The organism is Staphylococcus intermedius NCTC 11048 (assembly GCF_002902385.1).
In the GTDB taxonomy this organism is placed as follows: domain Bacteria; phylum Bacillota; class Bacilli; order Staphylococcales; family Staphylococcaceae; genus Staphylococcus; species Staphylococcus intermedius.
The window spans coordinates 221,134-241,196 of the sequence record NZ_PPQH01000009.1; the positions used below are offsets into that span (position 1 = coordinate 221,134).

A 20,063-nucleotide genomic window follows, 5' to 3' on the forward strand; every position below is an offset into this window, starting at 1 on the left:
ATTATATTGGGATTAAATCATTGATATAACAACGTTTCTTATAAGCAAGTGTCAAATATGTGTCAAGAGTATATCACTCTAACACATCGGCCTTGCTTTTTTGTTTGTGTAAATCATTGTCTTCTATTTTAAAGATTAAGATTTAATTTTGTGAATATGACCAATGATGCGAAAATGTAACATGTATGTCTAGAAACGGTGTCAAGCCAATGTAGTAGGCGGCGAACGGGATGAGTGTAAGGGAGTTAGATATTTACTTCTCCATATTCGGGAATAGATTGTCGATTGTTTATATAATTTTATTATTATACTATAAGTGTATATAGCTATTCTTGGGGCGTTTGGATGGAGGAGAAAAGTATGAACAAGAAACAATTGGTCATCAGTTTATTGTGTAGCATTATAATCTTATGCATGATTTCATGTTCTACCGCTTTAGCAATTCATATGCCAGACCCAACACCAGATCAACTGAATAAATCAAGCAAATTCACAGGATTAATGGAAAATATGAAATTTTTGTATGAAGGTCACTCTATATCAGTACAAAATGTTAAATCCGTCGATAGCTTTTTAGGACATGATTTAATTTTTGATATAAAAGATACGCAATCGCAAAATCAGGAACAAGTCAAAACAGAATTGATAAATAAAAAATTAGCTGAAAAATACAAAAATCAACGCGTAGATATATTTGGTACGAATTATTATGCGAACTGTTATTTCTCAGGAACAGCAAAAGAGGACGCGGCAAATAGAGGTAAAACGTGCATGTATGGTGGCCTAACAGCATATCAAGGTAACCATCTTGGTAAAGGTCATTCACAGACGATTTATATACGAGTTTTCGAAAATGGTCAACATACCATCACCTTTAATGTACAAACCGACAAGAAAATTGTAACCGCACAAGAACTTGACGTAAAAGCGAGACAATTTTTAGTTAGTAAGCTCAAACTCTATGAATTTGGAGGATCACCGTATGAAACAGCCTATATTAAGTTCGTTGAATATGGTGGCGATACGTTCTGGTATGATATGATGCCGCCACCTGGTGATAAGTTTGATCAATCTAAGTATTTATTAATGTATCGTGATAACAAAACTGTTGATTCTAGATGTGTAAAAATAGAAGTACACTTAACGAAAAACAGATAGCAATGAAACCTCATCTAAATATGTGAATTTTGAGAGCAGGCATTTCGGTGCTTGCTTTTTAATTGAATAATGCCATTTCTTTTGTTAAAAATCAAAAAAATAAAAAGGATACAATGATGTACCCTTTTATACAGTGCTAAACTTTCGTACCAATTCTTCTTTATGATTGAATGACAATACCCTCACATTATATTGAGATAACATGGTCGACACAGCATCACTCATATCATCTTCATTTTCAATAATGATATTGAGCCTCGCGTTTGCATCATAAGTTTGGTTTCTATATGCTTCGACATCGTCCCAATCAAAAAGCGCGTTTTTAGCAGTATTCGTGTTAATATGTTTAATCGCTTTAACATACTCAGTGGTAGGACCTGGAAATACTGCATCAAAGTTATGCATTAACTTAGACTTTCCTTCTATTTTGAATTTAGGAAAAATGTTGGGATAGAGGTCACGATTTTTTAAAAAATATCCTATGACTTCATCTCTAAACATCGACTTGATATTTTCTTTTTTTAAAATAGCTAAATTACTAATTTCTGATATCGTTAAAATATATTCGTGTATGGCTTGAGGTAAATTTTTTCTGCTTGTGTACAGAGTTAATGTGTCGTTTTCTAAAACCAAACCATTATTGTCCATAATATTTTTTAGGAATTGATACTTTTTTTGTTGTTTATGACGGATTAAATCTATACCGAATTGTTCCATGTTCCATAATGTTTCCCCATGATCTGTTAATTTATACTGACTTCCAGTAAATGATATGTTTACAGATATAGAATCTCCAAAAAAATCAACTATAGGCGAATAAAATTCGATTGTTTCATTTTCTAAAGGCAGAAACCTTGATTCCTTCTTTAAATAGTTGAAATATTCTTCGCTAATAGATTTAATTTCATTTTCAAACATAGTATCACCACCTTAAAAATAGATTCGTTTCAATGTTAATATTATCATTGTGTTGTGTTTTTGTATATTCTAGTAATGTAAACAATTGCTTAACAAAATCGTAATTATCTTCAAAAATTTTATAAGGTAGGGCATAAGCTCTCATGTAAGTAGAGCCATCATTTTTCTTTATGTATTCTTCCTCAGAAAAAATGTTTATTCTGTTTCCTCTGACTATTTCATTATTTGAGTTTTTATGAAATCCATCATTTAAGTTAATACGTATCAAGCATAGATTGGATTCCGTCTCTCTAAAGTTTAATGTGATTTTCCCTGGTCTAACAAAATAGTTTAAGATAAATGATTTTTCTAAATTTGTGGATGTAATCTTTATAGAGCCCTTACATGTTTCTTCCAATTGAATATTATATTGCTGTAAAACTTCTTTACATAAAGCTAATAAATAATCAACATCATTATCAGTTAATTTTATTTCCATCACATCTACTCCTTTATTAAATGATTATGATAGTTTATCTCATGATATTGCTTTCTGAATTAACATTAAAAATGCTCTAATGAATTATGCTTAAAGAAAATGAATGTACGACTGATCATTATGATATGGATAAAGGGTTTTAAAAAGTAGTAAAGGGAGATGAATGACATAAGTGAAATACAGAATTATTAAAGGGAAGACAAAATGGATTTAGATATTTATATAAATCATATAGTGCGCTTTGTTAATTTGCAAGTCGTAACGTGACAACTTTTAATGTGATCGGTATACGTTAAGTCGTCCCATATTAGAGCAGTTATCCTTATATTTCATTTTTACAATGTCGAGATGTTTAGTAATCTTTAGCATGATATTGAAATGTTAACAAGTGTTCGTGATTGATGATTCAAATATAGAACTTGAATTAATGTTAGGGCACAAAAAAGTTGTCTTGTAGAAACCCAATCTGTCAATGTATTGCTTAAATGATGATGGTATGTCTGAATTGGTAGGATGAATGATTGATCATATAACATCATAAGTTTATATTTTCACAATAGCATGACACAATAAAACGATAATATCATTTTTAAAATGGATATATTTCATGGTACACTTTATACAATACAATTGCGCAAATGTGTCACTGTAAAGACAAAACATGAAGCAGCGAAGTATTATATTAACACTTCAATTCTCCTAATTTGATGATACCTTTAGTCGTTAATGTTTAAGTTAATGGATAGGTAAAGGTGGAGAATGATAGAGGAGTAGAACAAATGTGAAGAAAAGAAAAACATCACGACTTACTTATTTCATCATAAGTGTCACTATTATTGTCATTTTCGTTAGTGGTTTTTATTTATATCATCAGTTTAAACTTTTGAGTGAAGAGGATCAATTCACGCTACAGGATCGGGCTGAGCATCAAAAGCAACATACGCCTGAGAAAACAGAGGAGATTCAACCGCTTAAGACGGTGGTTGATCAACAAAATCCTGTATACCAATCGATTGATCAATACTTAGAAAGTGTGCAATTCAATGGAACGATAGCCGTGTTTGAAGATGGCAAGTTAAAAATGGATAAAGGCTATGGTTATCAAGATTTTGAAAATAAAAAGAAAAATAGTCCGAATACAGTTTATTTAATCGGCTCTGCGCAAAAATTTTTAACAGGGATGATGGTTAAAAAGTTAGAACTTGAAAATAAAATCCATGTAGAAGATTCGGTAACCAAATACATTCCTGATTTTCAATTACCGCAAGAGATTACAATTCGAGATTTACTGAGACATCAAAGTGGTTTGTATAAATACACAGGTTTAGATGATGTTTCAGATTTAGATAGTGCGGTTAAAGCGATTGAAACACGAGGGATCGACCCTCAATTTTATCATAAACATTTATACAATGACGCCAATTATCTGGTGCTCGCAAAGGTTATCGAAAATGTAACAGGGCAATCTTATACACAGAATTACTATCATTATATTGCGAATCCGTTTCGACTGATGCATTCAGCGTTTTTCGATGACGAACGGTATCAAGGCGATATGGCAAAAGGGTATCGATTTGATAATAAAACACAAAATGTAGTTTATCGTAAACCAAAATATTTGAGTCAGTATTATGGTGCGGGGAATTTGTATATGTCAGCGCATGATATGGGCGTGTTAGTAAGAAAGTTGCAGACGAATCGTGTGTTTCCTGAAAAAGTCACTGTACCCTATTTACACGAGTTATTGACGGTGCGTTATCCTGAAAAATATCGTTACGGTTTTTATGTCTATAATGATTTTAACCGTATTAATGGTATCTTCTTCGGTCATATATTTACGACGTATTACAATGACAAATATATTATTGTATTAGGTACCAATTACGATCAACCTAAACCGAACAACAATGAAGAACGCATTAAACATATTTATTTTGACATTTTAAAGCAGCACAAAATCATCAACATCCTGGTGTGACAGTGACTGCGCCGAAAGCACCATAAAGCAACTGTATCCAAACGCAATGAACCTCAACATCAAAGGTTCGTTGCGTTTTTTGTTAATCAGCCATGATAGCACTTTGTAGTAAATAAGGTTGTTCATATTTCAGAGTGAGCTGCTGGATCAATTGAATGCATGTGTCGTATGAAATGGTTTGATTGTCGAGTTGCTTGAGTAAGGTAATATATCTTTCTTTTTCTGATGATGTAGCGATTTTTTTGAAATAACCCCATAAATGTTGGAACGTATTGATAAATGCGGAATGTTCAATTGGCCTTATTAATATTTCTTGAATGGCTGATTCAATCATTTTGTAAGAGGCGCCTTGTTTGATCAATGTTTGGACGGCTTGATAGTCTTTATAGTTGCGCATCATGACGTTGTATTTTTGATAGCGCCAAGCAAGTTGAATTTTTGTCGTTTCTTTCATTTGGCACCTCTTATGTATGATATATGAGCCAATGATCCCCAATATAGTGACCATTTACTTTACGCGCGTTTTCTTCTAAAGCTAAAAATTCGAAGCCAAAGTTATCGTAAAAAATTTTTGCAGCAATGTTGTTTGATGCGACAGAAATGAAGAGGATTTCAACACCATTCTCTTTAGCGTGGGGAACGAGGCACTCTAATAATTGTTGGTCAATGCCATCATTTCTATATTGAGGTACGACATATAAATATTCGATTAATGCTTTATGGCGTTTCGTAAGTTGTAAATTGTAGTTGAGTTGTATAAAGCCTACTAATTGATCAGCTTGAAATGCCCCGAATAGTGTTGCACGGTCTTCATTATCAGGGTGAAATAATAAATCGATATCTTGAGGTGTCAGTTCAATTTCATAATTGTTAGGATTTGTTTCGACCAGTTGAACGTTATCGATGAATTGTTTAAATTGGCTCAAATCGTTACGCGTCAATATTTTTATCATGGGGTCACCTCCGTTATCGTTTGATTCGATATCTCATTATTAATCATAAACAAATAAATTTGTGAATTCAACTTTATTTAAGAATTTTCTGAATTCAAAAAATACATTTATAAAAATTATGCTTTTTATCACTATTGAAATAAAGAGATATATGATAGGCGTGTAGGTCTTTTTATATGTTCATAAGTAAGTGAAATTAACGATTCGACCTAGTTGCGCGAACTATATTTGATATGGCATCAACAAAAGGAGGATACAACGTGCTTGATCATTCAGTAGATAAAAAAGCGCCGTACCACTATAAAAGTAGCATGGCGCTTTGAATTGTTGACCGAGCCTCAATGTTCAAAAACATTCATGTCTCGTAAAAATAGACATAGGGCAACAACCATTTATGAATAGATAAACAAATGAATTAATCTTCAACTGTGACATTCATACTAAATTCAATATTACCTTGAGTTGCTTTTGAATACGGACAAAATGCATGCGCTTCCTCTAAACACTTCTCTGCATCTTCTTGAGACATATTTTTAACTGTTGCTTGAATATCGACACCTAACATAGGACTTTCAGAGTTAGGGTCGTCCATTAATTTCACTGTTAAGTCAACAACGGGTTCGGCTTTACGAAAACCATTACGTTTTAATATTAAATCAAATGCTCCATTAAAGCATGACGCATAACCTGTCGCAAAGAGTTGCTCAGGATTTGTTTCATCTGCTTTAGCATTATCTGGTGGCGCTAGTTTAAACTCTAATTTATTGTCATCTGTTTGAACGTGTCCTTTACGTCCGCCCGTGTTAGTTGCAGTTGTTTGATAAATGATACCCATCTTGAATGCCTCCTTGTTTTTATCATTGTTACTATCATTTACCCGATGCCATCATTTTTAATCATCACACCTTTTCAAGATAAACAGAATAAGCTATAGTTATTTTATTCAGAATTAACTGATATTTATAGTGGGAGGAATCAATCATGACAAAAATTTTAGTGTTTGATGTAAGGGAAGATGAGTTACCAGCTTTAGAACAATGGAAAACAGCACATCAAGATGAAGTTGAGGTCGAACTGATTGAATCGCAGTTAGATGCGTCACATTTGGAGCAATTGGCGGATGTAGATGGTATTACTATTTCACAAACGACCCAATTCGACAGCGGATTTTATAAAGTACTAGCAGAAAATGGAATCTTTCATATTGCGCAACGTTCAGCGGGGTATGATCAGTTTGATTTAGAGGCGGCAAATCTTGAAAATGTTAAAATTAGTAATGTACCTAGTTATTCACCTCAATCGATTGCTGAATTCGCTGTGACACGTACGTTAGAACTCGTGAGACATACAGAACAAATCGACCGAAATATGGCTCAAAATGATTTTACGTGGAATTTGAATTTACAAGGACGTACGGTGGAATCATTAAAAATTGGTGTGTTAGGCACAGGACGAATTGGAAGGCGTGCAGCTAAAATATTTAAAGGGTTTGGTTCAGAAGTTTTAGCTTATGATATTGCACCGAATGAAGCATTAAAAGATGTCGTGACATATGTGGATAGTCTTGAAACACTCATTTCACAAGTGGATGTGTTGACACTCCATATTCCTGGTTCTAAAGAAAATCAATATTTAATTAATGAGGCCATTTTAAATCAAGCGAAACCGGGATTGTTATTGATTAATGCCGCACGAGGAAGTGTCGTGGATACGAAAGCGTTAATCCGTAGTTTAGAAACGGGTCATGTAGCAGGCGCAGCGATTGATACGTATGAAAATGAAGGGGCATATTTTAGACATGATTGGAATGGACGCGAATTAGAAGATGAGACTTTAAAAACACTTTTGAATCATGAAAAAGTATTGCTCTCACCACATGTCGCATTTTATACTGATGAGGCTGTCAAAAACTTAGTCGACATTCCATTAGATGATGTTTTATCGTTTATTCGTACTCGACAAGCTGAAAATATTGTTAATCCATAAAGAGAAAAGGTGAAACAGAATTGAAAACACAAATCGTTGCGAGTTTAATGCCTTCAAATGATACATTAACGTCTGAAGAGTTGCATCATATCGAACGTTACGCGAATGATTTCGATATTCTAGAGTTACGCATTGATGGTTTACCCCAATGTGAAATGACTACGATTAAAGAGATGGTTGAACAAATTGTCGCACTTCCGGTTACATTTGAGTTGCTTGTGACGTATCGAACATCTCAACAAGGAGGAAAGGGTGCATTGTCGCCGGATGACTATTTACAGTTATTGCGTCAGCTCGCTACATTAGACAAAGTTGATTTTATTGATATTGAATGGGAACCCAATCAAGAGGAACGTCGTCAAGTCGTTGAAGCGATTCATCAAGGTGGAAAAGTGTCCATTGCTTCTTATCATAATTTTGAAATGACACCTACCATAGAGGTGCTGAAGAAGACGTACTATCATATGTCGAAACTGGGTGCCAATCATTTAAAAATTGCGGTGATGCCTCACACGCAGCAGGACGTTTTAACATTGTTACAAGCATTAAGTGAGGCAAATGAAGCATTACAACAATGGGTGACAGGTATTTCAATGGGACAACTCGGACTGATATCTAGAACAGCACAAAACACTTTCGGTGGCGCGTTGTCCTATGGTGCTTTATCTGACAGTGTCGCACCAGGTCAACTCCATGTCCAAACGTTAGCACAAGTGATGCCGCTATACAGTATATTTGAAAGTTAAAATACTGTCGTTTATAATTGATAATGGTTATCAATGATAGAGGGGTAGATAGGATGGAACTTCAAGAAGCGATTAAATCAAGAAGAAGTATTAAGAAGTTCAAAAGAGATATGCAAATAGATGAGTCGGCTTTAAAAGAAGCGATTTATGAAGCGGCAGACGCACCGAATCACGGTATGCGAGAACCTTGGCGTGTGGTTTATGTTCCTAAGCATAAACTTGGTGAGATGAGTCGTGAAATATCACGTTACGCCTTTCCAAGAGATCAAGAAAAACAACAAAGTCATTACGATGCGGTAACGAATTTAGGTGGGTTTTTAGCAATTGTGATGAAGTGCGATGCAAGACAACGCGAAGAAAATGAAAACTATCTTGCAGTCGGAGCATTTGCGCAAAATCTGCTCCTATTGCTGTATGAAAAAGGTATTGGCACATGTTGGAAAACACCAGAATATATTTTCAAACCTAAAGTGCGTACGGCATTTGGCGTTGGACCAGACGAAAAGTTAATCGGCTTTTTGTATTTAACAGATTTAGAGGATGAAGAAGACTTTCGTAAAGTGCCGCGTAAAAATACTGCGATGATCACAGAGTTTTAAAGGGGATTGTATCACTATATAGGGTTGAAGCTGCATCTTCAATCAGAGTCATGCGTTTAATACTAAAAAGGAAGAGGGCCAGGACAATTGAGTTTCCCAGGCCTCTTCCTTTTTATGGACTTATAGCGATCATCTGAAACTTAGCCTAAACTTTCAGCCAAATAACTTTCAACTTGTTCAGGTGATTTGGCATTTGCAGAATGTAAATGATGCAGTTTCTCACCATTTTGGAAAATTAATAGACTTGGAATGCCCATCACTTCATATTGTGTTGCCGCATCTTCTAATTCATCACGATTGACTGCATACCATTTGTATTGGTTGTATTTTTCAACGATAGGGTCAATCCACATATCCATCGCTCTACAGTCAGGGCACCAACCTGCTTCGAATTTAATAATGACAGGTTCGTTACTTTGAATCACTTGATTGAATGAATCCATAGTTGTAATACTTTGCATGTTAGACCTCTCCTTTTAATTCATAAGTAACGATATTATAACGAATTTTATACAAGAAGTCACCCGTGCAAATTGTTGAATAGATTTTGGAAGTTACTAAAAAAAGTAATCGTAGTCATGTAAATCGATTTGTCGCTATTTAATTGTTATAGTGCAAAAGTTGTATATGTTGAAGTTTGCATGCAAAAAAACAAGCATTTTAAATAATAATTTGTTATATTTATATTAATTTGAACGAGGAGGTTGAACCATGATTAAATTTTATCAATATCCAAACTGCACAACTTGTAAAAAAGCGGCCAAGTTTTTATCAGATAATGGCGTGAGCTTTGAACCGATCGATATCACACAACACACACCAACGAAAGAAGAATTTCGTCAAATCATTGAGAAATCAGATATAGATATTAAAAAATTTTTCAACACACATGGTGCCAAATATAGAGAACTGAACTTAAAAGATAAGTTAGGAGATATGAGTGATGAAGAAAAGTTAGAATTACTCGCATCTGACGGCATGTTAGTGAAAAGACCACTTGCGGTTTCGGGTGATACGGTAACAGTTGGTTTTAAAGAAGCTGAATATCGTGACATTTGGGTGTCATAAAATAGTTGATTGAACCGTTTCAATGTGTCATGATTAACTTGTAACCGTAATCATTAAATAGGAGGGGATTCAAGTGGCAGTGCCAAGTGGATTAAAATATTCAAAAGAACATGAATGGGTAAAAGTTGAAGGAAATACTGCAATTATTGGTATTACTGACTTTGCACAAAGCGAATTAGGTGACATCGTTTTCGTTGAGCTTCCAGAAGTAGACGATGAAGTATCAGAAGGTGAAACTTTTGGTAGTGTAGAATCTGTTAAAACAGTTTCTGAATTATATTCCCCAGTTTCTGGTAAAGTTGTTGCAGTCAATGAAAACTTAGAAGACGCACCAGAAGCAGTCAATGAATCACCATATGAGGAAGCTTGGATGGTTAAAGTTGAACTGAAAGATGAAAGTGAACTTGATGCATTATTAGATGCTGCAGGTTACGAAAAAATGATTGGCGAATAATATCAAAATGAGAACTCCTAGGTAATTTGATTATCGAGGAGTTTTTTATACTCAAATATTTTTTAGAAGGTGAAGACCATGACGATGATCCATAAGGCTATTGTTGTTGAAGGCAAATCTGATAAAAAACGTGTCCAAGAGGTGTTGATAGAACCTGTCGAAATCATTTGTACCCATGGCACGATGGGAATCGAAAAGTTAGACAATATGATTGAATATTTGTATGATAAGCAAGTCTACATTTTAGTAGATGCTGATGCAGAAGGTCGTCGCATTCGCAAATGGTTTACGACATATTTGAGTGAAAGTACTGATATTTTTATAGATACAAAATATAGTGAAGTTGCCCGTTGTCCACGCGATTACCTCTCAAATGTATTGCAGCATTTTGACTTTAAAGTGAAGCAAGACTTTTATGTAAAAGGGAAGTATTCATATGAAGAGTGTTTCAAAGCAATTGAACAATATATCTGAGCATTTTGATCAAAGCGTGCATCTGATTTTTGGTTATACGCCGATGTGTGGCACATGTAAAATGTCAGAGCGCATGCTAGATATCGCGAATGAAATCACCCAGTTACCGATTGTCAAGCTAGACTTGAACTATCATCCTGAGTGGAGCCAGGAAAAAGAAATTCAATCGGTCCCTATTTTAATACTCATGCGCTACGATCAAGAAGTAGAGCGACTCTATGCATTTCATTCCGTACCGTATTTGTTAGAAAAATTAAAAAAAGTCATTGACGATAGTGAATGACGATGATATGATAATAATCAATCGAATAGTCAGAAAACTCTTATCCAGAGTGGTGGAGGGATGTGCCCTACGAAGCCCGGCAACCGTCTATATGATAGAAATGGTGCCAATTCACATAAAGTAATCATTTACTTTTGAAGATGAGAGAAAAGCGTCCATATTTATGCTTTCTCTTTTTTCTTTAAAAGGGAAAGCATTTTTTTTCGAAATTTTTAAAGTAGCAACACAGGGGAGGAACAGTATGATCACACTTAAAAATATAGTGAAAAAGTACGAAAGTAAGTCGAAATCTGTTACTGCTGTAGATGGTGTCAACCTTGAAATTGGGAAAGGCAAGATTTATGGCATCATTGGTTTTTCAGGTGCAGGTAAAAGTACTTTAGTTCGTTTATTTAATCATTTAGAAAAACCGACGTCAGGGGAAGTGATTATCGGTGGTGACAATATCGGACAATTAAGTCCAGCCGAATTACGTCAAAAGCGTCAAAAAATCAGTATGATTTTCCAACATTTCAATTTATTGTGGTCAAGAACTGTACTAGACAATATCATTTTTCCACTTGAAATTGCGGGAGTTCCTAAAAGCCAAGCAAAAGCACAAGCATTAGAATTAGTGTCTCGTGTAGGGCTACAAGGGCGAGAACATGCGTATCCATCTGAACTTTCAGGCGGACAAAAGCAACGTGTAGGCATTGCGCGTGCACTTGCTAACGATCCAGAAGTATTGTTATGTGACGAGGCAACAAGTGCGCTAGATCCACAAACTACCGATGAAATTTTGGATTTATTACTACAACTCAAAAATGAGAAAAATTTAACGATTATTATGATTACGCATGAAATGCATGTCATTCGTCGTATTTGTGATGAAGTGGCAGTCATGGAAAATGGTCGTGTTATTGAAGAGGGCAAAGTGTCGCATATTTTCGAGCATCCACAACATCAAGTGACACGCCGATTCGTTCAAGATGATTTGAAACCAAGTGATGACAGTGAAGATTTAGCGCAAACTTTTAAATTAGGTAAGGATGAAGTATTGGTTAAGCTGATCTTCTCAGGTGAAAATACGACACATCCTGTTGTGTCACACTTAACACAGACACATGGGATTTCATTGAACATTTTAGAAGGTAATATCAAGCATTCCAAAAACGGCACATTAGGTTATTTATTAGTGCATATTGAACAGTTTTCGAGTATTAACTTTGACCAGATTCAAGCAGAGTTAAAAGCGCAAAACGTTGAGTTAGAGGTGGTCAGTCATGGGTAAAAGTTTTAACGAAATCTTACAAGAAATGATAACAATGCCGAATGTACGCTGGCCAGATGTGTGGGAAGCCACGTATGAAACATTGTATATGACCATTATTTCAACAGCGTTTTCATTCGTTTTGGGATTGATTTTAGGTGTCATCTTGTTTTTAACATCTAAAAGTGAGTCGAAAATCGGACGCGTATTTTACAATATTGTATCGTTTGTTGTGAACCTATTCAGAGCGATTCCATTCATCATTTTAATCTTGCTCTTAATTCCATTCACAAGTTTGCTACTCGGTACAATTAGTGGTCCAACAGGTGCCTTACCTGCCTTGATCATCGGTGCTTCACCATTCTACGGTCGTTTAGTGGAGATTGCATTGAAAGAAATTGATAAAGGTGTGATCGAAGCAGCACGTTCAATGGGGGCAACAACTTGGAATATCGTACTTAAAGTGTTAATTCCAGAGTCATTGCCGGCACTCATTTCAGGTATTACTGTGACAGCTATTGCGTTAGTCGGTTCAACAGCAGTGGCCGGCGTGATTGGTGCTGGAGGATTAGGTAATCTTGCCTATCTCACAGGTTTTACGCGTAACCAAAATGACGTGATTTTAGTTTCAACGATTTTAATCTTAATTTTAGTATTTTTAATTCAATTTCTTGGAGATTGGATTACAAATAGAATTGATAAACGTTAATGATTAAGGAGAATGTGGAATGAAAAGGATTTTATCAATTATTGTTATTTTAGCTTTAGCCATTGGACTTGCAGCGTGTGGTAATCAGTCAGCAGATAAGAAAGATGATAAGAAAATTGTTGTTGGTGCCTCACCCGCACCACATGCAGAAATTTTAGAACAAGCGAAACCATTATTGAAGGATAAAGGTTACGAGTTAGAAATTAAAACAATTAACGATTACACAACACCAAACAAATTATTAGATGCTGGAGAATTAGATGCAAACTTCTTCCAACATACACCTTATTTAGACACTGAGAAAAAAGAAAAAGGTTACAAAATTGAGTCAGCAGGGGACGTTCACATCGAACCAATGGCTGTATACTCGCATAAACACAAAAGCTTAAAAGATTTACCAAATGGTGCAGAAATTTTTGTTTCTAACAACCCAGCTGAACAAGGTCGTTTCTTGAAATTCTTTGTAGACGAAGGTTTAATTAAAATTAAAGATGGCGTTAAAATCCAAAATGCAACATTTGACGACATTGTAGAAAACAAAAAAGACATTAAGTTCAATAATAAACAAGCTGCAGAATTTTTACCAAAAACATTCCAAAATGATGAAGGTGATGCAGTAATTATCAACTCTAACTTTGCGATTGAACAAAAATTAAACCCTCAAAAAGATTCGATTGCTGTTGAAAAAGGTGAAGACAACCCTTATGCCAACTTAATCGCTGTTAAAGAGGGCCATAAAGACGATGAAAAAATCAAAGCTTTAATGGAAGTGTTACATTCTAAAGAGATTAAAGACTTCATTAAGAAAAAATATGATGGTGCGGTATTACCTGCAGAATAAGGCGAATCACACTACCATATGATTTGAAATGAAAATATGATGTGGTGTGATTAGGACAAAGCATTAAAAAGCTTTACTATCACACCATATTCATTATCACAAACAATCAATATGAGGGGAGCGCATGATACATATGAAAAAATTATCTGTATTGTTAACTGCAATTGTGGCATTAGTGCTTGTTTTGGCAACATGTGGTAAAGGAAGTAACGACAGTGATAGTAAAAAAATCGTTGTTGCAGCAACACCTACACCGCACGGTCAAGTGGTGAAAAAGGCAGCTGAAATTATGAAAGAAAAAGGATATGATGTTGAAGTTCGTGAGGTCAATGACTATAAAATTCCGAATAAGTTGTTAGACAAAGGTGATGTTGACGCGAACATGTTCCAACACGTTCCATATTTAAAAGCAGAGCAAAAATCACACGGCTATGAAATTGAAGAAGTCGGGAAAGTCTTAACGACACCAATGGCAGTATATAGTAAAAAACATAAAAGTTTAAAAGATTTACCAGATGGCGCTAAAATTTACATTTCAAATAATCCAGCTGAAGAAGGCCGTTTCTTATCATTTTTCGTTAAAGAGGGATTGATTAAGATTAAAGATGGCGTGAAAATTGAAGATGCAAAATTAGATGACATTGTGGAAAATAAGAAGAATCTTGAGTTCGATAACCAACAAGGGGCAGAATTTTTACCAAAAACATACAATAATGGTGAAGGTGATGCGGTGATCATGAACTCCAACTACGCAATCGATAATGGTTTGAAGCCGCTGAAAGATTCAATTGCGGTAGAAGATGAATCGTCACCGTTTGCGAATATTTTGGCTGTTCAAAAAGGACATAAGAATGATGAGAAGTATCAAGAATTATTGAAAGCGTTACAGTCGGATGAAGTACGTGATTATATAAATAAAGAGTTTGATGGATCTGTCATTCCTGCGAAGTAATGTTAGGGAGTTTTGATGACAACCATTGATATTTGTTTGAGATAGTGTAAGTAAATGTTTAAACGATGAAGTGTGAATAGCGCGACATCAAAAACATCGTATGTATGACCACACTGACTCATGGATTACGTGAGGGAAGCGGGGCAGTAAGTTTATTCAGTGTCACAATCGTTTTGTCCGCATTTCTTCCTATTATAATATTATAAAAAGCACACATGATATCGAAATGATTCATGTGTGCTTTCAATTTATTTTGTTTCAGCTTCGGCAGTGAATTGACCTAAGATGTAACTGATAACAAAACCGATAATGAGTGTTACGATGGAAACAATCCATGTGAGCCCTGTTGATGGTAGTCCTGGGAACACTGAAAATAGTGAACCAATAACAAGGCCTAATATCGCAGCATACGTTAAGTAAGTATAGTGTTCGAGTATAAAAGTAATGATTTTGCTAGCAATCAGAAAGCCAATCACAATACCGATTCCCACTAAGAATATGACGGGTAGACCTTCAAAGTTAAAACGAACGGCTTCTGAAATAGAAAATGTCACTGTACTATAAACACCGAATAATAATAGAACGAATGATCCGGAAATGCCTGGTAACAGCATGGCGCTTGATGCACAAATCCCTGCAATAACATATTTGATTAACATGGGTCCTGATAAATCGATATGTGTTGGCACTGCACTGTCACCTTTGAAAAACGCCATCGATGCTAAAATAACGGCACAGACTACGAGCACGATCCAATGTTGCACATGATATGTTTGTCTAAATCGTGAAATGCGCATTAAAAACGGTATAATACCCAAAATCAGTCCAAAGAAAAAGAACATGGTCGGGACAGTTTGTTCGGCTAATAAATAGTTGATCACACTGCTTAATATACCGATTGCTAAAGCCATCCCAATCGCAATGGGTAATAAAAATAAAATACTCTTTTTAAAATTTTTAGAAAAAACACCACTTACTGATTGAATGAAATCATCATATATTCCAAGTAGTAACGCAATGGTTCCTCCACTTACACCAGGGATTAAATCACTAATCCCCATCGCGAAGCCACGAGGGATATTAGAAAGTTTGAATTTCGACATAATTGTATTCCTTTCCTTTTTATCCATACATCTTAACATATTATACCCAATTTTCTTTAATGATAATATCAACATGATTTGAATGAGAACAGAGTCCTTGTAATTATCAATAATGTTTCTAAAAAAGTTTGGATTCATGATTCTTTTATAAACTGAATATATAACGCGAAACGGTTTATCAATCCTGTTATTTCCGTTATAATAAGCAACTAGATAGATTTGAAAACCTTTTGACGTTACATTAAAATTATTATAAACTAAACTATGGAATCTAACATTATTTTGGAGGGAATATTAATGCCATCAACATTAGAAATTAAAGACTTACACGTGTCTATTGACGATAAAGAGATTTTAAAAGGTGTTAACTTGACAATCAATACAGGGGAAATTCATGCCATCATGGGGCCAAATGGTACAGGTAAATCAACATTATCTTCAGCGATTATGGGGCATCCATCTTATGAAGTCACACAAGGTGAAGTGTTATTAGATGGCGTAAACGTTTTAGAATTAGAAGTTGACGAACGTGCAAAAGCGGGTCTTTTCTTAGCTATGCAATACCCGTCTGAAATTACAGGTGTAACGAATGCGGACTTCATGCGTTCAGCTATCAACGCGCAACGTGAAGAAGGTAACGAAATTAACTTAATGCAATTCATTAAAAAGTTAGATAAACAAATGGATTTCTTAGACATGGACAAAGACATGGCGCAACGTTACTTAAATGAAGGTTTCTCTGGTGGGGAGAAAAAACGTAACGAAATCTTACAATTAATGATGTTACAACCTAAATTCGCTATTTTGGATGAAATTGACTCTGGTCTTGATATCGATGCATTAAAAGTCGTATCAAAAGGAATCAATGAAATGCGTGGCGAAGAATTTGGTTCATTAATTATTACGCACTATCAACGTTTATTAAACTATATTACACCAGACCACGTTCACGTAATGTATAACGGTATCGTAGTCAAATCAGGTGGTGCGGAATTAGCAAAACGCCTTGAAGATGAAGGTTATGAATGGGTTAAAGAAGAATACGAAACAGTAATGGCAAACCAATAATCATCAATAGGAGGAAATAATTATGACGACTGAAACATTAAATATTTCTGAAGCGCAACTTGTTGATTATTCACAAGCCCATAATGAACCTTCGTGGATGACTGAATTAAGAAAAAAAGCACTTAAACAAGTCGAATCTTTAGAAATGCCTAAACCAGATAAAACAAAATTAACGAAATGGGATTTTGATTCATTTAAACAGCATGAAACAACAGGTGCTGTGTACAATGACTTAAAAGAATTACCAAAAGAAATCGATCGTATTATTAATGTGGAAAACACTGAAAACTTAGTCATTCAACACAATAATACGCTTGCATATACAAAGGTCAATGAACAAGCGCAACAAGACGGTGTCATTATTGAACACATTCAAGAAGCGCTAGTGAACCACAGTGATTTAGTGGAAAAATATTTCATGAAAGATGCGGTAACTGTTGACGAGCACCGTTTGACAGCTTTACACACGGCATTAATGAACGGTGGTATTTTCGTTTACGTACCGAAAAATGTCGTTGTCGAACATCCAATTCAATACGTTGTGCTTCATGACGATGACAATGCAAGCTTCTTCAACCACGTGTTGTTAGTGACTGAAGAAAGTGCAGAAGTCACATACGTAGAAAACTATTTATCAACAGCGAGTGGCGAAGGAAACCAATTGAATATTATTTCAGAAGTGGTTGCTGCTGCGAACTCTAACATTTCATATGGTTCTGTTGACTTTTTAGATCAAGGTTTTACAGGTCATATCATTCGTCGTGGTGTGACGGAAGCGGATGCCTCTATTCGTTGGTCATTAGGTTTAATGAATGAAGGCGACCAAATTATTGACAATACAACAAACTTAATTGGAGACCGTTCAACTTCGGAACTAAAATCAGTGGTTGTTGGACGTGGGACACAAACAATTAACTTAACATCGCGTATTGTGCAGTATGGTAAAGAAACAGATGGCTATATCTTGAAGCATGGTGTCATGAAAGAAAATGCTTCTTCTATCTTTAATGGTATTGGTCACATTAAACATGGGGGTTCAGGTTCATCAGCAAACCAAGAATCACGTGTATTGATGCTTTCTGAAAATGCACGTGGTGACGCGAACCCAATTCTATTAATCGATGAAGACGATGTCGAAGCAGGTCACGCAGCATCAGTAGGTCGTGTAGATCCAGAACAACTTTACTATCTTATGAGTCGTGGTATTTCGCAATCAGAAGCAGAACGTCTTGTCATTCACGGTTTCTTAGATCCAGTTGTACGTGAATTACCAATTGAAGATGTTCAACGTCAATTACGTGAAGTGATTGAGCTGAAAGTAGGCAAATAATACAATTCAAGAAAGGTCTGTGATTGTAGTGGCCGATACAAAACTCAATGTAGAAGCAATTATCAAAGACTTCCCCATTTTAGAACAACAAGTGAATGGGAAACGGCTTGCATATTTGGATTCAACAGCAACGAGTCAAAAACCGAAACAAGTGATCGATGCATTGACGGATTATTACGAACGTTATAATTCTAACGTGCATCGTGGTGTGCATACGCTGGGATCACTTGCGACAGACGGTTACGAAGGGGCACGTGAAACGGTCCGTCGTTTTATCCATGCGAAATATTTTGAAGAAATTATCTTTACTCGTGGTACAACAGCGGCAATTAATATGATTGCACATAGCTATGGAGATGCCAATGTAGGGGAAGGTGACGAAATCGTTGTTACGCAAATGGAGCATCACGCGAACCTTGTCCCTTGGCAACAACTCGCGAAACGTAAAGGTGCGACATTAAAATTCATCCCAATGGCAGAAGATGGTACGATCACATTAGAAGCTGTGCGTGAAACAGTTTCAGAACGTACGAAAATTGTAGCTATTGCGCATGTTTCTAACGTTTTGGGAACAATTAATGATATTAAAGCCATTGCAGAAATTGCACATGAACATGGTGCGATTATTTCAGTTGATGGTGCGCAGTCTGTTCCACATATGAAAGTTGATGTTCAAGATTTGAATGTTGATTTTTATAGTTTTAGTGGCCATAAAATGCTTGGACCGACAGGAATTGGTGTCCTTTATGGAAAACGAGAACACTTAAATCAAATGGAGCCAACTGAATTTGGTGGCGACATGATTGATTTTGTGGATTTATATGATAGTACTTGGACAGACTTACCGACGAAGTTTGAAGCGGGAACACCTTTAATTGCTCAAGCGATTGGCTTACAAGCAGCGATTGAATATCTTGAATCCATTGGTTTTGATGCGATTCACGAACATGAGCAAGCTTTAACAACGTATGCTTATGAACAAATGTCCCAAATTGAGGGCATTGATATTTATGGGCCATCTCAAGAGAAACGTGCCGGAATTATTACGTTCAACTTGAAAGATGTGCATCCACATGACGTTGCCACAGCTTTAGATACTGAAGGTGTCGCGGTGCGTGCGGGTCACCATTGTGCACAACCATTAATGAAATGGTTAAACGTTTCTTCAACAGCGCGTGCAAGTTTTTATATCTATAATACAAAAGAAGATATCGATCAACTTGTCGAAGGATTGAAACAAACGAAGGAGTTTTTCTCATATGAATTTTAATAATCTAGATCAATTATATCGTTCAGTGATTATGGATCATTATAAAAATCCTCGTAATAAAGGTGTCATTGAAGATGGAACGATGACTGTCGATATGAACAATCCCACTTGTGGTGATCGCATTCGCTTAACTTTTGATATTGAAGATGGTGTTATTCGTGATGCGAAGTTTGAAGGTGAAGGCTGTTCTATTTCGATGTCCAGTGCGTCGATGATGACTGAAGCGATTAAAGGGCATAGTTTGAAAGAAGCCATGCAAATGAGCCAAGAATTTACGAAAATGATGCTCGGCGAAGATTATGAAATCACTGAAGAAATGGGAGATATTGAGGCATTACAAGGTGTTTCTCAATTCCCAGCCCGCATTAAATGTGCGACACTTGCATGGAAGGCGCTCGAAAAGGGTACTGTAGAAAAAGAAGGTAAAAGTGAAGAATAGTCGTTTG

The 20,063-nt window shown here is 35.6% G+C and carries 24 protein-coding genes and 1 riboswitch; of the genes, 17 read left to right on the forward strand and 7 right to left on the reverse strand.

Annotated elements, in window-relative coordinates; all coding sequences use genetic code 11:
• Positions 1-360: 360 nt before the first annotated feature.
• A complete protein-coding gene (locus CD138_RS03060; RefSeq protein ID WP_019168956.1) occupies positions 361-1,158 on the forward strand; it encodes an exotoxin in 798 nt (265 codons plus the stop codon).
• A 126-nt stretch (positions 1,159-1,284) separates the two neighbouring features.
• Here CD138_RS03060 and CD138_RS03065 read toward each other — a convergent pair whose 3' ends face one another.
• Positions 1,285-2,076 (reverse strand): DUF1828 domain-containing protein, encoded by a 792-nt coding sequence (locus CD138_RS03065; protein ID WP_019168955.1) that lies wholly within the window; start codon positions 2,074-2,076, stop codon positions 1,285-1,287.
• 4 nt (positions 2,077-2,080) lie between these two features.
• Entirely contained in the window at positions 2,081-2,554 is a 474-nt protein-coding gene (locus tag CD138_RS03070) for a DUF6978 family protein (protein WP_019168954.1), read from the reverse strand.
• A 781-nt stretch (positions 2,555-3,335) separates the two neighbouring features.
• On the opposite strand from CD138_RS03070, the gene CD138_RS03075 reads away from it, so the two are divergent.
• Positions 3,336-4,532 carry a serine hydrolase domain-containing protein gene (locus CD138_RS03075; RefSeq protein ID WP_026066882.1) on the forward strand — a complete coding sequence of 399 codons (1,197 nt, stop codon included), beginning with the start codon at positions 3,336-3,338 and terminating at the stop codon, positions 4,530-4,532.
• 82 nt (positions 4,533-4,614) lie between these two features.
• On the opposite strand, the gene CD138_RS03080 is transcribed toward CD138_RS03075, so the two are convergent.
• From CD138_RS03080 to CD138_RS03090, 3 genes are all read right to left on the reverse strand, one after another.
• Positions 4,615-4,986, reverse strand: a complete 372-nt coding sequence (locus tag CD138_RS03080) for a DUF1722 domain-containing protein (protein ID WP_019168953.1) — start codon at positions 4,984-4,986, stop codon at positions 4,615-4,617.
• Positions 4,987-4,996: 10 nt separating this feature from the next.
• The gene (locus CD138_RS03085) at positions 4,997-5,485 is read right to left on the reverse strand and encodes a GNAT family N-acetyltransferase (protein ID WP_019168952.1); all 489 of its coding nucleotides are present in this window, start codon (positions 5,483-5,485) and stop codon (positions 4,997-4,999) included.
• Positions 5,486-5,900: 415 nt separating this feature from the next.
• The gene (locus tag CD138_RS03090; protein WP_019168951.1) at positions 5,901-6,320 is read right to left on the reverse strand and encodes an Ohr family peroxiredoxin; all 420 of its coding nucleotides are present in this window, start codon (positions 6,318-6,320) and stop codon (positions 5,901-5,903) included.
• Positions 6,321-6,466: 146 nt separating this feature from the next.
• Between CD138_RS03090 and CD138_RS03095 the strand changes: the two genes are divergently transcribed.
• From CD138_RS03095 to CD138_RS03105, 3 genes are read left to right on the forward strand one after another with little or no spacing between them, the layout of a single operon-like run.
• Positions 6,467-7,471: a D-2-hydroxyacid dehydrogenase gene (locus CD138_RS03095; RefSeq protein WP_019168950.1), complete on the forward strand. Its 1,005-nt coding sequence runs from the start codon at positions 6,467-6,469 to the stop codon at positions 7,469-7,471.
• A 20-nt stretch (positions 7,472-7,491) separates the two neighbouring features.
• Positions 7,492-8,217 (forward strand): type I 3-dehydroquinate dehydratase, encoded by a 726-nt coding sequence (aroD, locus tag CD138_RS03100; RefSeq protein ID WP_019168949.1) that lies wholly within the window; start codon positions 7,492-7,494, stop codon positions 8,215-8,217.
• A gap of 53 nt (positions 8,218-8,270) precedes the next feature.
• A complete protein-coding gene (locus CD138_RS03105) occupies positions 8,271-8,816 on the forward strand; it encodes a nitroreductase family protein (RefSeq protein WP_019168948.1) in 546 nt (181 codons plus the stop codon).
• A 140-nt stretch (positions 8,817-8,956) separates the two neighbouring features.
• On the opposite strand, the gene CD138_RS03110 is transcribed toward CD138_RS03105, so the two are convergent.
• Positions 8,957-9,277 carry a thioredoxin family protein gene (locus CD138_RS03110; protein ID WP_019168947.1) on the reverse strand — a complete coding sequence of 107 codons (321 nt, stop codon included), beginning with the start codon at positions 9,275-9,277 and terminating at the stop codon, positions 8,957-8,959.
• Between the two features lie 250 nt (positions 9,278-9,527).
• On the opposite strand from CD138_RS03110, the gene CD138_RS03115 reads away from it, so the two are divergent.
• The 8 genes from CD138_RS03115 to CD138_RS03150 all read left to right on the forward strand — a co-directional run bounded on the left by CD138_RS03115 (position 9,528) and on the right by CD138_RS03150 (position 14,846).
• Positions 9,528-9,884, forward strand: a complete 357-nt coding sequence (locus CD138_RS03115; protein WP_019168946.1) for an arsenate reductase family protein — start codon at positions 9,528-9,530, stop codon at positions 9,882-9,884.
• Between the two features lie 73 nt (positions 9,885-9,957).
• The gene (gene gcvH / locus CD138_RS03120) at positions 9,958-10,338 is read left to right on the forward strand and encodes a glycine cleavage system protein GcvH (protein WP_019168945.1); all 381 of its coding nucleotides are present in this window, start codon (positions 9,958-9,960) and stop codon (positions 10,336-10,338) included.
• A gap of 78 nt (positions 10,339-10,416) precedes the next feature.
• Entirely contained in the window at positions 10,417-10,812 is a 396-nt protein-coding gene (locus CD138_RS03125; RefSeq protein ID WP_019168944.1) for a toprim domain-containing protein, read from the forward strand.
• Positions 10,775-11,095, forward strand: a complete 321-nt coding sequence (locus CD138_RS03130; RefSeq protein WP_019168943.1) for a thioredoxin family protein — start codon at positions 10,775-10,777, stop codon at positions 11,093-11,095. The genes CD138_RS03125 and CD138_RS03130 overlap by 38 nt, the downstream gene beginning before the upstream one ends.
• A gap of 37 nt (positions 11,096-11,132) precedes the next feature.
• Positions 11,133-11,242, forward strand: a riboswitch (SAM riboswitch).
• Between the two features lie 94 nt (positions 11,243-11,336).
• On the forward strand, positions 11,337-12,365 hold the full coding sequence (locus CD138_RS03135; protein ID WP_019168942.1) for a methionine ABC transporter ATP-binding protein: 1,029 nt from the start codon (positions 11,337-11,339) through the stop codon (positions 12,363-12,365).
• The gene (locus CD138_RS03140) at positions 12,358-13,053 is read left to right on the forward strand and encodes a methionine ABC transporter permease (RefSeq protein WP_019168941.1); all 696 of its coding nucleotides are present in this window, start codon (positions 12,358-12,360) and stop codon (positions 13,051-13,053) included. Before CD138_RS03135 ends, CD138_RS03140 begins: the two co-directional genes overlap by 8 nt.
• A gap of 19 nt (positions 13,054-13,072) precedes the next feature.
• Complete coding sequence (locus tag CD138_RS03145) at positions 13,073-13,894, forward strand: MetQ/NlpA family ABC transporter substrate-binding protein (protein ID WP_019168940.1); 822 nt, start codon at positions 13,073-13,075, stop codon at positions 13,892-13,894.
• A 133-nt stretch (positions 13,895-14,027) separates the two neighbouring features.
• On the forward strand, positions 14,028-14,846 hold the full coding sequence (locus CD138_RS03150) for a MetQ/NlpA family ABC transporter substrate-binding protein (protein WP_026066881.1): 819 nt from the start codon (positions 14,028-14,030) through the stop codon (positions 14,844-14,846).
• Between the two features lie 248 nt (positions 14,847-15,094).
• Here CD138_RS03150 and popT read toward each other — a convergent pair whose 3' ends face one another.
• Complete coding sequence (gene popT / locus CD138_RS03155) at positions 15,095-15,949, reverse strand: polyprenyl-phosphate transporter PopT (RefSeq protein ID WP_019168938.1); 855 nt, start codon at positions 15,947-15,949, stop codon at positions 15,095-15,097.
• A gap of 297 nt (positions 15,950-16,246) precedes the next feature.
• Between popT and sufC the strand changes: the two genes are divergently transcribed.
• The 4 genes from sufC to sufU are packed head-to-tail and all read left to right on the forward strand — an operon-like array spanning position 16,247 to position 20,056.
• The gene (sufC, locus tag CD138_RS03160; protein ID WP_019168937.1) at positions 16,247-17,017 is read left to right on the forward strand and encodes a Fe-S cluster assembly ATPase SufC; all 771 of its coding nucleotides are present in this window, start codon (positions 16,247-16,249) and stop codon (positions 17,015-17,017) included.
• A gap of 22 nt (positions 17,018-17,039) precedes the next feature.
• Complete coding sequence (gene sufD, locus CD138_RS03165) at positions 17,040-18,347, forward strand: Fe-S cluster assembly protein SufD (protein WP_019168936.1); 1,308 nt, start codon at positions 17,040-17,042, stop codon at positions 18,345-18,347.
• 19 nt (positions 18,348-18,366) lie between these two features.
• Positions 18,367-19,617 carry a cysteine desulfurase gene (locus tag CD138_RS03170; protein ID WP_019168935.1) on the forward strand — a complete coding sequence of 417 codons (1,251 nt, stop codon included), beginning with the start codon at positions 18,367-18,369 and terminating at the stop codon, positions 19,615-19,617.
• Positions 19,607-20,056, forward strand: coding sequence for a Fe-S cluster assembly sulfur transfer protein SufU (gene sufU, locus CD138_RS03175; RefSeq protein WP_019166867.1), 450 nt, complete (start codon positions 19,607-19,609; stop codon positions 20,054-20,056). The genes CD138_RS03170 and sufU overlap by 11 nt, the downstream gene beginning before the upstream one ends.
• Positions 20,057-20,063: the final 7 nt, after the last annotated feature.